This is a genomic window from Paenibacillus sp. PAMC 26794 (assembly GCF_000316035.1).
Taxonomy (GTDB): Bacteria; Bacillota; Bacilli; order Paenibacillales; family Paenibacillaceae; genus Paenibacillus.
The window spans coordinates 1-13,443 of record NZ_ANHX01000061.1; the positions used below are offsets into that span (position 1 = coordinate 1).

At 46.3% G+C, this 13,443-nt stretch carries 15 protein-coding genes; 1 reads left to right on the forward strand and 14 read right to left on the reverse strand.

Features of this window, described 5'->3' with window-relative positions; genetic code table 11:
- Positions 1–302: 302 nt before the first annotated feature.
- The 7 genes from D829_RS0120620 to D829_RS0120650 form a co-directional block, all read right to left on the reverse strand.
- The gene (locus D829_RS0120620) at positions 303–1,523 is read right to left on the reverse strand and encodes a TraB/GumN family protein (RefSeq protein WP_017690824.1); all 1,221 of its coding nucleotides are present in this window, start codon (positions 1,521–1,523) and stop codon (positions 303–305) included.
- A gap of 181 nt (positions 1,524–1,704) precedes the next feature.
- On the reverse strand, positions 1,705–1,989 hold the full coding sequence (locus D829_RS0120625; protein ID WP_017690825.1) for a hypothetical protein: 285 nt from the start codon (positions 1,987–1,989) through the stop codon (positions 1,705–1,707).
- Positions 1,990–2,046: 57 nt separating this feature from the next.
- Positions 2,047–3,342 carry an ABC transporter permease gene (locus tag D829_RS0120630; protein WP_017690826.1) on the reverse strand — a complete coding sequence of 432 codons (1,296 nt, stop codon included), beginning with the start codon at positions 3,340–3,342 and terminating at the stop codon, positions 2,047–2,049.
- On the reverse strand, positions 3,335–4,237 hold the full coding sequence (locus tag D829_RS0120635; RefSeq protein ID WP_026081311.1) for an ATP-binding cassette domain-containing protein: 903 nt from the start codon (positions 4,235–4,237) through the stop codon (positions 3,335–3,337). Before D829_RS0120635 ends, D829_RS0120630 begins: the two co-directional genes overlap by 8 nt.
- Positions 4,238–4,257: 20 nt before the next feature.
- The gene (locus D829_RS0120640; protein WP_017690828.1) at positions 4,258–5,154 is read right to left on the reverse strand and encodes an ABC transporter ATP-binding protein; all 897 of its coding nucleotides are present in this window, start codon (positions 5,152–5,154) and stop codon (positions 4,258–4,260) included.
- 15 nt (positions 5,155–5,169) lie between these two features.
- Entirely contained in the window at positions 5,170–5,559 is a 390-nt protein-coding gene (locus D829_RS0120645) for a GntR family transcriptional regulator (RefSeq protein ID WP_026081312.1), read from the reverse strand.
- Between the two features lie 92 nt (positions 5,560–5,651).
- Complete coding sequence (locus D829_RS0120650) at positions 5,652–6,365, reverse strand: hypothetical protein (protein ID WP_152417104.1); 714 nt, start codon at positions 6,363–6,365, stop codon at positions 5,652–5,654.
- 213 nt (positions 6,366–6,578) lie between these two features.
- Between D829_RS0120650 and D829_RS0120655 the strand changes: the two genes are divergently transcribed.
- Positions 6,579–6,890 (forward strand): hypothetical protein, encoded by a 312-nt coding sequence (locus tag D829_RS0120655; RefSeq protein ID WP_017690831.1) that lies wholly within the window; start codon positions 6,579–6,581, stop codon positions 6,888–6,890.
- A 118-nt stretch (positions 6,891–7,008) separates the two neighbouring features.
- Here D829_RS0120655 and D829_RS0120660 read toward each other — a convergent pair whose 3' ends face one another.
- From D829_RS0120660 to coxB, 7 genes are all read right to left on the reverse strand, one after another.
- Complete coding sequence (locus tag D829_RS0120660; RefSeq protein WP_017690832.1) at positions 7,009–7,380, reverse strand: hypothetical protein; 372 nt, start codon at positions 7,378–7,380, stop codon at positions 7,009–7,011.
- 142 nt (positions 7,381–7,522) lie between these two features.
- On the reverse strand, positions 7,523–7,987 hold the full coding sequence (locus tag D829_RS0120665; protein WP_017690833.1) for a DUF420 domain-containing protein: 465 nt from the start codon (positions 7,985–7,987) through the stop codon (positions 7,523–7,525).
- A 26-nt stretch (positions 7,988–8,013) separates the two neighbouring features.
- Positions 8,014–8,946: a cytochrome c oxidase assembly factor CtaG gene (gene ctaG / locus D829_RS0120670; protein WP_017690834.1), complete on the reverse strand. Its 933-nt coding sequence runs from the start codon at positions 8,944–8,946 to the stop codon at positions 8,014–8,016.
- A gap of 108 nt (positions 8,947–9,054) precedes the next feature.
- Complete coding sequence (locus D829_RS0120675) at positions 9,055–9,375, reverse strand: cytochrome C oxidase subunit IV family protein (protein ID WP_017690835.1); 321 nt, start codon at positions 9,373–9,375, stop codon at positions 9,055–9,057.
- A 3-nt stretch (positions 9,376–9,378) separates the two neighbouring features.
- Positions 9,379–10,005, reverse strand: coding sequence for a cytochrome (ubi)quinol oxidase subunit III (locus D829_RS0120680; RefSeq protein WP_017690836.1), 627 nt, complete (start codon positions 10,003–10,005; stop codon positions 9,379–9,381).
- On the reverse strand, positions 10,002–11,891 hold the full coding sequence (ctaD, locus tag D829_RS0120685) for a cytochrome c oxidase subunit I (RefSeq protein ID WP_026081314.1): 1,890 nt from the start codon (positions 11,889–11,891) through the stop codon (positions 10,002–10,004). Before ctaD ends, D829_RS0120680 begins: the two co-directional genes overlap by 4 nt.
- Before the next feature lie 32 nt (positions 11,892–11,923).
- Positions 11,924–12,976: a cytochrome c oxidase subunit II gene (coxB, locus tag D829_RS0120690; protein WP_017690838.1), complete on the reverse strand. Its 1,053-nt coding sequence runs from the start codon at positions 12,974–12,976 to the stop codon at positions 11,924–11,926.
- Between the last annotated feature and the right edge of the window lie 467 nt (positions 12,977–13,443).

The window sequence follows — 13,443 nt, forward strand, 5'->3', positions numbered from 1 at the left end:
CTAAGTTTCTTTCGAAGCTTATTTCATACGCTTGCCGCACCGTGTAAACCGTGTTTTCTTGGCCGGAATTAGAATATACCATGCAACACATGTACTTGTAAAGAGTTAATTTCAAAACATATCAACTCCACAGTCTACTCCATATTAAGGACCTTGAATCTACGATGAAATCCTAGGTTCAATTGTATTATTCTGCAGCTTGATCTTCTTTATTTAATCTGTCTTTCTTCTATATATAAGAAGGTAACCCTCTCAACTCTTATATTCGAGACGAAAGGGTTGCCTTCTATAGTAATCTATATTTATTTACGTTCTACTTTATATCCTTTATCCTCAAGCAGTTTCACGATGCCGTGATCGCCCAAGTAGTGTGCCGCGCCAACAACAATGAAATACTCCTCGCCTTTGCCGTTTTTCAAGTAACCATCGATTTTGTCCCCCATACCAATGTTACGATCAACCAGCATTGCTTTGTTGTACTCCTCGTTAGTGGAGAAGCTGTTTGTCAGTTCAAGTAATTGCTCGTCATTACCCGTTTTCCACATCTCAGCCATTTGATTCACACTGTTATCCAGCACGTCGAAGTTCTCGATTGTCGCTTTCAGTGTTTCCTCTTGTGTTTCTTTGGAAAAGTCGTTAAACATGCCAAGTTGAGATTGATAACTCTCCAACTCAATAACTGGAAGTTTACGCTCGATTGCTTTCTGGATGAAATACAGATCCACTCCTGCTGACGCTTCGTATCCTGCCGTTGTGGACTTCAAACTTGCGAGCGTGCTCTCTACTACCCAAGGCTTAAATGCATCCAAAGCGTTAGGCTCTAAAACATTTTTCTTCAAAACATTGCCCAGCTCAGTATACGTCTCGCTGGAAATGTGGTCTTTCAGTGTTGTTCCATCCTGATACGAACCCAGACTCAGAACCAGCTTTTGCTGCTCTTCATCAGCGGCTTTGCTAATATCAATCTCTACGCCTAGATAATCAGCTTCGGCAAAAGCTTCTTCAAACTCCGGACGCAATGGGTAGAAGCTCTCATCCGCAATATGCATTGAGCCTACCAGATAGACCGTGTTGCCATTACTTTCAACTTCCCACATGAAGCCGCGTCCACCGGTTTGAGCAGTTTCAGTTGCTCCCCCTTTGGATACCAACAGCACGGTGCGCGTTACAGCATCCCAGCGAACTTCATAACCCGCAGCGTCACCGACGATGCGGATTGGCGCATACGTTACACCGTTGATACGTGTAAGCTTGCTTTTAAGTGTAATCGTTTTGCCATCTACCACAGCTGTGATCGTATCATCTGTCGCAGTGGTCAGCTTCACATCCATAGCATCCAGCGTAGTCCGTAGTGGAACCAATGTTGTACCTTTCTCCAGGATCGGTGCTCCTGTAGCATATTTGACCGCTTGATCATTAACCTTGACGGAAGTTCCTTGTGGAGCAGCCATAGCTGGTACTGCAGATGCAAGCAAACCTACCGAGATGGTAAGAGATAAGAGCATGCGTTTCCAATTCTTCATATTATGTATTCTCCTTTAGTGAATATAGTTGCCAATCCAATTTTAATAGAATAGACATACTTAGATACTACGGATAAAAGTAGGAATTGGTGCCACTCCACAAACGGAGCAGCACGTTCTCCCTTCATTACTCTCATTAGATAAGAAACAATAAATACGAAACCGTCATATATGTTCGATGCTAGATATTCGCAAAATCCAAGCTATTCCATGATAAATAGATACTGATCAGTGCTAGGAAAAAGAACGCTATAGCAATCTTCCGATTGCCCCGCAGCTTCACTCCATATGCGACGAAGAAAATAGCGATAGCTAATTTAGAGATGCTTTGGTAGTTGCCCTGCTCTGAAAAGGCTGAACTGCTAAATACAATTGAAAGTAGCAGTGCAGTCAGGATCGATGCTTTAAACCACAGAGGTTCCCTCAAAAACTGTATATAGAACCCTTTTAACTGCTGCATGATCATCAACCCTCTCCTGAACTCGATTTAATATGACACCACCACCACATAACACCATCTATCTTAGATCTTATAAGCCTTCATCGCTTTAAACAATTCCTTGAAGGTTGGACGTTTACCGTACATCAGCACACCTGTGCGATAGATTTTGGCTGCAAGCCATCCGAAGATGATAATGGATACAATGAGAATCGCTAAGGACGTTAGAATCTCCCAAGTTGGCGCAACTCCTGCGCCAATTCGTACCAGAATCGCGGTCGGCGACGTGAATGGAATGAAGCTTGCGATTTTCAACAACAGAATGTTCGGCGTAGAAATACTGAAGATCGCAATATAGAAGGAAACAAGCGACAACATCGTAATCGGCAGAACAGCCTGACCGAGTTCTTCAGTACGGCTTACCATTGAACCAATGGCAGCGAACAACACAGCATACAGGAAGTAACCCAGAATGTAGAATATAAGTCCGTACACAATAACTGCAATATTCACATCACTTACATTCATATTGAAGTCACCTAATACTGCACGGTTATGCGGCAGCAAGATATTTCCGGCAACCACCGCTCCGAAGATCCCGATTTGCAGCATCCCCACCATGAAAATCCCGATGATTTTACCAAACATCTGACTGAGCGGTGATACACTCGTAATCAATATCTCCATAATACGTGAGCTCTTCTCAGCTGTGATCTCGGAGGCAATCATGTTGCCTGTCATCATCGTTGAGGTAAACAGCAGGATGATCAGCAAGTACACCACAATATAGTTAATCGGGCTCATTGCACCTTCTGACTCAGTACCTGCTCCGCTCTCATCTGTACTCAAACTTTGCTCGATGAGCTTCACAGGTGTTGTAATCAGTTCCTTCTGCTCCGCTGTGAGTACATCCTTCACAACCACATCCAGCTTCACACTCTGCAACGCTGCTTCAATGGATGCAATGATCTGAGGTGATACGTCTTCTGCTGAATATAGAATGGGCTGCGGGAACTCTTGCCCGGAAACTGCTTCAAACTTCAGATAACCATCGGTAAGCCCTGCTTCCGCATCGGCTTTGAGAGCCGCCTCATCTTTGTCACCACTGGTAACGAATCGATAAGCCTGATCTCCTTGAGCCGCAGAGAAGCTCTCCAGTTTCTCGGAAACTTCAGGCTGCCCTGCACTCAGAAGACCAATATTTACAGGATTACTGCTTGAAGCTCCGCCAATGGAACCCCCATTGAATAAGGTAATGAAATACGGAACATTGAGTCCGATTGAAATTAAAAGTGCAAGTACAATGGTCGTCACCATGAATGATTTCGTTTTAACTTTGTTTTTGAATGTAAAACCCGTAATCGTTCCCATTTTATTCATTCGACTCACCTACCTCACGAATAAAGATTTGGTTAAGCGTTGGTTCCTTCAGTTCAAAGTGTTCCACTGTCGTCTGAGTCATGGCTGTTCTCAGAATCTCTTGAGCCGCTTCCACCTGACTAATATGTATCAGGTAACCACGCTCATTCCGCTCGACTTTCTTCACACCAGACAACTGTTCGAGTCCTTCCACACTACCAATCGTACCCAGGAATACCTGTTCACGCGGATACCGGCTCTTGATCTCCTTGATCTCTCCTTGTACCACCGTGTTGGCACGATGCAGAATAGTAATCTGACGACACAACTCTTCAACGTGCTCCATACGGTGTGTTGAGAACAGAATGGCCGTGCCTTCGTCACGCAATTCTTTGACAGTGGACTTGAGTAATTCCACGTTCACAGGATCCAGTCCACTGAACGCTTCATCCAGAATGAGAATCTGCGGTCTATGCACTACAGCCGCGATAAAGCCCATTTTCTGCTGATTACCTTTGGATAACTCCTCGATCTTCTTATCGTAATACTCAGGTACCTCAAACCGATTCAGCCAGTACTTGAGGCTCTGATCTGCGTCTTTACCATTCATGCCACGAAGTCGTGCCAGGTAATTAATCTGTTCGCTGACTTTCACCTTCGGGTACAATCCGCGCTCTTCCGGAAGATAACCCATAATCTGTTGCAGCTCCGTATTATAGGGCTTGCCGTTGTACAGGATATTCCCTCCGTCAGGGTGAATCAGTCCGAGCACCATGCGCATTGTTGTTGTTTTGCCTGCACCATTCGCTCCGAGCAGTCCGTAAATCTCCCCCTCTTTTACATTGAGCGTGACTCCATTAACGGCTGTTTTGTCTGCATATTGCTTGACGACTTGCTTCAATTCCAATCGGTTCATCATTTATCGTCTCCCTTCGGTTATTTCCACTGTACGGGTGCATACCCGGCAATCCAGAATGCCAGCACTTCATCCAATTCCAAGTTACGGATTCTTAATACTCGGTTATTCGACAGCTCCAGCCTTTCCTGCGCTTCGCTGACCCGGGTTGTAATTACGCGAACCAGACCTCCCTCTTCTATAGAAGATTCCACAACACCAGGGATACTCTCTGGCCTTAAGTCTCCTTCATACCAGACTTCCTTCCACTGATCGAGCACCATATCTTTCTCGGCCATCCCCAGCGACTGACCACGGTGCATCAATACGATGTAATCCGCAAGCCTTTTGACTTCATCCGCGATATGTGTGGCAATCAGAATCGTGGTGTCTCCCCCCGCCATGAAGGTACGGAACTGCTCAACCATCACTTTCCAGGCAAAGGGGTCCAGTCCTGATGAAGGCTCATCCAAAAGTAATAGTCTTGGGCGAGCTGCAATTGCAGCTGCAATCTCAAACTTTCGCCGTTCTCCCTTGGACATCTTGTTCAGCTTCACATCAACAGGTACTTCCATATCATGAATCAGTTGGTCGAACAACTTCATATCCCAACGTGGGTACCAGTACGCCCGGAAATGGGCTGCTTCTTGTGCTGTTATCCGGTTCTCTTCTGAACCAGCGTTATCTGCCACAAAACCAATCTGTTGTCTCAGTTCAATGGGAAGCGGCCCATCATGTTCCTGACCAAACCATATAATCTGCCCAGCATCTGGCAGCACCACTTGCTGCAACATGTTAAGAAGTGTGCTTTTGCCTGAACCGTTGTGACCGAGAATAGCGACTATATACCCTTCCGGGATGGTCAGATCAATTGGGCCAATAACTCTGCGTTTTCGCATTTTGGATACGCCGTTCAACTGGATTGCTATCGGTTCCACGTATGAATCACTCCTTTACTTCGCGTAAATAGCCTTCAGGACTTCCCGGAACAGGCTCTCCATCTCTTCTTCCGTACAGCCTACCGATTTCCCGGACTGCACCGCCGCCTGCATCGCTTCCTGTGCGGCCTTCAATCTATAATTTTCTCTTTCGCCGGCTTCTACCTGAGCCACAAATGTACCTGTCCCTTGCTTCGTACGAAGCAAGCCTTCATTCTCCAGATCCTGATAGACCCGTCTAACCGTAATAACACTGCAATTCAGTGCTCCGGCGAACTCACGAATGGACGGCAAATGTGTTCCCTCCCCCAACTGACCCGTAATAATTAACGATCTTAACTGATTTTCAATTTGGTGGTATAAAGGTTCAGCACTATTTTCATTAATTTGAATGGGTATTTTCACATCTTGCACCTCGCCCTCCGGTACACTCCAGTCTGTTACCTGTCTGTGCCGGTTTCATCCTGTATTCATTTTTGCGTTCATCCCTCATACCGTTAACTCAAATCCCGAGTGGACAGTTTCTTCAGCGTCAATCGACTGAAAAGCCATAATCCCACTACGCCAGCCACCAAAGCAATCCACATGATCGGGGAAAGTAGCCCCCATGATTTACTTCCATCCATTACAATCCGCAATCCGTAACTGCCTGACATTCGAATCAGTATGGATATGCCAATGGCGATTGGTATAAAAAGCGTACTGAGAAGCAAGTATTTCTTGCCACTGTTCAGAAACTCTCCGTAAATATACAATCCTGTTACCAAAAGGCCATAACCTGTACAGGTAAGGCTAAAGGCCAGATACTGATCCCATCGGAATCCTTCGGCATGAAGGTTAACCACGTATAACGATCCGTAGAAAAAGATTCCATTGTACGTAAACGCCATCAGAGACTGCTGTAGCCTGGACCACATCACCACTTGTTCAGGGATGGGAATTCTACGATAGTAGGCCAGCATCTGCGTATAAGAATCCTCCTGTATGTAACGGAAGGAGCGCCTGCAGAACATAAACCCTTGAAATGGCAACATGATTAAAAAGAAGGAATCCACTACTGGATTAATAATATCTGTCTGTTGTTGTCCTAAAAACATCACACCGCTCATGCCGCCAGTGTATATCATGAATAATGCAGACCATAGCCATTGGAGCTTATCCTTACTCATCTGGCTGCGGGTCAACCACCACGCCTGCTTCCATTCGTTCATATGCATGCCTGCCTTTCACCTGTCATTCACTCACTCATCTTGCTTACTGTGTTCACTGTGTTTACTGTATATATCAATATACACAGTATACAGACCAAATTCTCATCCCGTCAACCCCTAATTTTCCTGAATCAGGAAGACGGGATGGGACACTTTTCAAATTTACGTTAAAATAAATTATAGTAACGAATCAAAGAAAGGAAGGTTACAGCTATGGATTGGCTGGTGGAGATCGGATTTGTACTCCTTTTCCTTATCGTTGTTATCTGGTTGATCCTCCGGGATGAACCTCATCGTCATTCTGCCAAAAAAGGCAGACACCGCATCCGCCGTAACAACGGTTATACCGACTCTGCTTCGGGATATCCGGTCATTACAGGAGATGACTCCTACGATCGACATTCCAGACACACACCGGATCACAAACATCATGAGTCGGATTCTTCATCAGACACACATTCTCATCACAACAGCGATAGTGGTAGCAGCAGCGACAGTGGTGGGGGTAGTGGCGGCGGGGATTAGGGAAATAAACGAAATTCCCCAAGCACAAAAGAAGGGCTGTACCCATTATTGTGTAAACACAATTCGGGTACAGCCCTTTGCCGTTCTCTAGCACCTGTTAGGAGAAGAGGTCTTACGATTAAACGAGGTTGTAGCCACTAGGCAGACTGCGATCCCTGCGGATTGCACGAATCTCTTCCAAAGTCAGCCGCTCATTCGTGGAGATCAGGGATTCTACATCATTGCCACGGATCAGATCATCCAAATCTCTCAAGTTGGTGTTGCCACGGAAGACACGGAATCCACCCTGAAAGTTAGGCCGCGTAAATACAACGAGTGTTGCATTGGAACTTGTCGAGAAGAAACGCAGGCTCTCTACCCCACCCAGGATGTTGTCCAGGTTACGAAGACCCGTGTTACCACGGTAGATGCGGCTTCTCCCTCTGTAATTCTCTTCTGAATACACGGTAAGACGTGGATACGTTTGACTGACGTTGACTGTTTTTTTCATTTTGTTCCCCCCTCTCGAACTCATTCTATGAATGAATAAGAGAGGAAGCGTGGACCAATCATCTGCTAGATTCGTCCATTTTCATATTTTCAGAATATCATAGTGACACATTCACAATTAGCCTGAGGTTGTGTCTCTACTTTTATACACCGAGGATAACTTCCCATACCGGACGTGTATGACCACCAGGATATAAGATATATAGAAGAACATACACAACAACACCTGTTAGCGCTGACCCGAACCAGATCATGGACGTGAACTTGCCCCAGCGACGATGTTTTCCAAACTTCTTTTTGAACCCCAGCACCAGTGTGGAAATGCCAAATATTGCTGCCACGGTAGCCAGGATAATATGAAAGATCAGAAAGATCCGGTAAAAGATCTCCAGATCCGGGTCTCCACCCCAAGCCGTATTACCTACGAACACTGTGCGAGACATATAGATCACAAAGAAGATTAGAGCTGCAATCGCACCCGCTACCATGGCGGACTGATGAGCCTCACGTTTACCCCGAATAATCAGTACCCATCCAATCCCCACCAGTACTGCACTAATCACAATGAAAGAAGTACTGATCGTTGGTAGCCAAAAATACATATCCATCGTGTGTTCCCCCTCTTGTCAGAACATTACTTCATTATTTGGCAGCCGGATTGAGCGGCCCCCCCTGCGCCCCCTGCAGGATACGAATCATCATCATCTTCCTGCTTCTCTTTCCGATACCATTGGAAAAAGACATAAGCCAGCATGGAGGCAAAGATCCCTTCCTGAATAAACTTCATTACAATGCCACCGACCTGCTGATCTTCCTTCGCGGAAGACAGGAAGTTGAAGAACGCAGGCCCACCGAATGAGCGAAGTAACGCCGTAGAATCTCCAGACACACAATACCGCATTGCTTCAGCCCATACTGCCGGGTTGCTGTACGTCTGATACAACGGCTCGGACGCAAAAATAATCAATCCACACGCAGGCGTGAGCAGTACCATATTCAGAAAAATAAAACCGATCTTGGATAACCCCGATGCTTGTCTGCCTTCTGGCAACGGATTCAGCAATGTCCACCACATGAGCATCGAGGTGATGAACAATGCAATATAATACAACCGGTGAACGGTAAAATTCAGCATCACGTAATCATGTACAATCGGTAGGTGATACAGCGAGAACAGCCCGTTAAAGAGCACTGCCGCAACGATCGGATGAGCCAGGAACGATAGCTGGCGTGTAGGCAACCAGCGCACGATTCTGCGCCACACCCAGATCGGCAAACCTTTCATCATCAGCGGCGGGGCTACCAGATAGGAGAACGCCATGCTCACCATGTGGAAGCTAAACATTACATGACCAAGTAGATTAAACGGCCCAGCTTGAGCCAGATACAGGACAAACAGCCCTGTAATAAACATGATTTTCTGCGCAGCAGTCGCAGGCTCTGCATCCTTTATTTGCTCGCTTAACGGTCCCACAAGCACCAGATACGCCGCAGCAATGATCAGAAATAAAGCCAATATAAGCGGACTCCATAAGTCGTTGAAGCTAAAATATTGCAACCCGAGCATACGGGAAACCTCCCCGTGACCTAATTTGGTTGTTGCCTTCATTTCTTTGTGAAGATTCACTGACCTAAAAGGGGAAAAGACGGCGGCATTGCGCCGCCGCCATCTCTTTTACCACCAGACCCAATAGAGTGCCATAATGATGCCTGTAAAGGCTACGAAAAACCCAAAGGCCATGAACAGAATGGGCATCAGATGCCCTTTGTCCTTCAAGTGCATCCAGTAACCCAGTTGAACAAAAACCTGTAGAATAGCCATGACAAGCAAAATAATAATAGTGAACGTTGTGTTGACCCCTCCGGCAGAAGCGGCCGCAAAAGCAATTAATGTGAGAATAATGGAGAATATAAACACAACAACGTGTTTCTGTGGCCCCTCCGTCCTGTCACGGTGTTTCACAGGCTGTTGATCTGTCTTATCCGGTGCCGACATGTGTTACCCCACCTTTCCGAGCAAGTACACGACCGTAAAGATGAACACCCAGACCACGTCAATAAAGTGCCAATACATTGCGGAGACGTATACTTTAGGTGCAGTTACGACCGTTAATCCTTTTTTGTATAGCTGCCCGATAATGATTCCAATCCACACAATACCAAAGGCAACGTGGGCTCCGTGGAACCCAACCAGCGTATAGAATGCTGAACTGAATGCACTGGTGGTCATACCGAACTCTTTATGTTTCACATACTCATAGAACTCGTATATCTCCAGTCCGAGGAATCCGAGACCCAGAACTACTGTGATGCCAAGCCACAAAGCGAGTTTGTTCCGGTTCCCCTTATGCATGGCCTGAATCGCGAATACACTCGTTAAACTACTGACCAGGAGAATGAACGTCGCTGCGCCCACGAGGGGTAGATGGAACAGTTCATTCGCCGTAGGTCCATCATTCGTTTGACCACGGAGAGCCAAAAAGGTTGCGAAGAGTGTGCCGAACAATACGGTCTCGCCGCCAAGGAACAACCAGAAGGCGATCAGCTTGTTACGCCCCTCCAGCGTTGCTTTCTCCGGCTCATGTGGCAATTTGTCATTCACCGGTTCGGCATGTGAGGTTGTCATGTTCTAGCCCCCTTCTCATCCTGATCCTCCGGTTCAATATGCCAGCCATGATCATCATAAAGTGAACGAAGTGCCATCGAACCGAATGTGATCAGAAGACCAATAATAACCACAATATAGTTGTTGAAGATAGCATTCATAAATGCATTACCAAATTCATCATTGCTGAACATAAAACCAAGCCCGGCAACAAAGATACCCACGGACATCACAAACGGAAGTGGCGTTGCTGACGGCATATGAATTGGACCTACCGGTTCTGCCGGTGTCATCTCCGTATGTCCGGCCATCTTTTCCTTCCAGTACGCATCAATTCCACGTACCAGTGGAGTCTGCTTGAAATTGTATTCCGGTGGCGGTGAAGGAATGGACCATTCCAGGGTACGACCGTCTTCCCACGGATCGTTTGGCGCACCAGCCGGTTTTCTCATTGTGATTACGATGTTCACGAGGAATATAATAACCCCCACACCCATCAGAAATGCACCAACGGAGCTGACCAGATTCATCAGGTCAAAATCCTGATTCGGCAAATATGTAACGATCCGGCGCTGCATTCCCATCAGACCAAGGAAATGCTGTACAAAGAACGTTAATTGGAAACCGATCATAAATGTCCAGAATGTCCATTTGCCCAGTGTTTCACTCAGAATACGTCCGAACATCTTCGGCCACCAGTAATGTAATCCTGAGAACAATCCAAGTACGAGTCCCCCTACAATAACGTAGTGGAAGTGGGCTACAACAAAGTACGTATCATGGAACTGGAAGTCTGCCGGAGCAGATGCCAGCATAACGCCTGTAACACCACCCATAACGAAGGTTGGAACGAATCCAACAGCAAACAGGTTTGCCGCTGTAAAGCGGATCTGTCCACCCCACATCGTAAAGAGCCAGTTAAATATTTTGATCCCTGTTGGTACAGCAATCAGCATGGTCGAGATAGAAAAGAGCGCATTAGCTACATTTCCCAGACCCGTTGTAAACATGTGATGCGCCCACACCATGAAGCCCAGGAAGGCAATCAGGATGGTTGCAAACACCATGGAGCTGTAACCAAACAATCGTTTGCGCGCAAAGGTTGGAATAACTTCCGAGATAATACCAAATGCCGGCAAAATGAGAATGTATACTTCAGGGTGCCCGAAGATCCAGAAGATATGTTGCCAGAGTACGGGGTTACCTCCACCTGCGACATCGAAGAAATTCGCTCCCAGTATACGGTCAAACGTTAACAGAACCAATCCTACCGTAACGGCAGGGAATGCAAAAAGAATGATAGCTGATGTAATAAATGTCGTCCATGTAAACATCGGCATCCGCATGTAGGACATTCCCGGAGCACGCATCGTAATGATGGTGGCGAGAAAGTTAATGCCCCCGATGAGTGTGCCCAGACCGGCGATCTGAAGACCGATCGTGTAGAAATCCACACCGTGCGTTCCACTGTACTCACTGCCCGAAAGCGGCGTATATGAGGTCCAGCCCGCATCCGGTGCCCCTCCCATAACCCAGCTCAGGTTCAGCAACAATCCACCAAACAGGAATGTCCAGAAACCGAGCGCGTTAAGAAACGGGAAAGCAACGTCCCGTGCCCCGATCTGCAAAGGCACGACTGCATTCATAATGGCAAAAATAAGTGGCATGACACCAAGGAAAATCATCGTTGTTCCATGCATTGTAATCAATTCGTTGAAGACCTGTGCCGATACAAAATCATTCATAGGCTTCATTAGTTGAATCCGAATCAAAATGGCTTCAATGCCGCCGATTCCAAAGAAAAATCCACCCGCAACCAAATAGAGAATGGCGATTTTTTTGTGATCGACGGTGGTTATCCAATCCATCAAGCCCCTGTACCTCTTGACGCTATGCGCATGAGCCAAGGTTGTGTACCCCCTTCTTCGTCCTTGCTGTTCTATTCATAGTCCAATTTGTAGTTGGCCAGATATTCGGCAATTCCGTCGATTTCTTCATCCGTCAACCCAAGATCTTTGGGATTCGGCATGGTATTGCCCGGCTTCACGGATTGTGGATCATGGAGCCATTCTTTCATGTTATCCAGTACCGGACTACCTTCTTCCTGACCTTCGCCCTGATTCAGCAGGATGCCTGCAACGGATTGCTTGCCGCCGATTCCCGTCAGGTTAGGTGCAACCGGTCCACCTTGATCACCAACAGCGTGGCAAGAAAGGCAGTTTGTTTTGAACTTTTCGGCCAATTGAGTGTCTTCAGGAAGGACTGCGGGTGCTTTCATCTGGTTCACCCATCTGTCAAAGGATTCCTGACTCACTGCTTTTACCTTGAATTCCATGAAAGCATGCGATCTGCCGCATAATTCGGCACATTTACCGCGGTAAACGCCTTCATTCGGTGCAGAGAAACTGAACTTGTTAAGTGTCCCATCCGGGTTTGTGTCCATTTTGCCCGCAAGTGACGGCACCCAGAAGGAGTGAAGCACGTCAGCGGTTTTTAATTCGAATGCGATTTTTGTTCCGGTCGGGATGATGAGATCTTGAGCGGTGGTTACGTCATATTGAGGATAAGTGAATTCCCACCAGTACTGATGCGAGGTGACTTGGACCTTAAGTGCGTTTTTGTCATTGGACAGATCTTCACCTTGGGCAAAAATCGTTTGGACCGTCGGTACTGCCAGCACAATAACCAGCAATAACGGAATGGCTGTCCATATTACTTCCAGCTTGAAATTACCTTCAACCTGTTCAGGCATCTCAGTCTGCCCGGCTCGTCTACGAAACCGGATCAGAACATAGGCCGCTATGGCAAATACAATGATGAGCACCACGATCATAATCGCGATGGATAACTTCATCAGATCATATTGGCCTTGCGCTACAGGACCCTGAGGTTTCATTACCGACAAGTCTTCCCGCCCGCATGCGGATAGCAGCAAAGAGAACACCGCCAGCAAGGGGAGAATTCGCTTTGTAACCTGCCACTGTTTCATCATTGATCTACCCCACTTTTTTACGTTTTCGTAGATTACCGTTGTCGTTCGGTAGAAAGGCAACAAAAGGTACGTTTCAGCACGATACGTATAATCCTCTTCATCATACAGAACGCTTACAAAAATAACGCTTCCAGTACTCCCGTGATTTCCTGCTCAGGGCATGTCTGCGCATTCTTCCAATTCATTCTATATGCTTCAATCACTTATTAAATATAAGTTGAGGGTATGATTTTGTCAATCTTTGGACACATGTTCACAAATTGTTCACTTTATGTAAAAAACCGCTCTACAACTTGATTTGCAAACGATTTCAGTTAAAAGTATTACTCTCTACATTTGAAAATTTTTGCCAAATTTCGGTGATGATACTCGATTTATTGGCGATTTTTCTCACATTCAAAACATGCGCTATTATGCAAAAGAAAGATCAGAATTTATGGAAAACTTCTTCCACATCCATTCAGAAG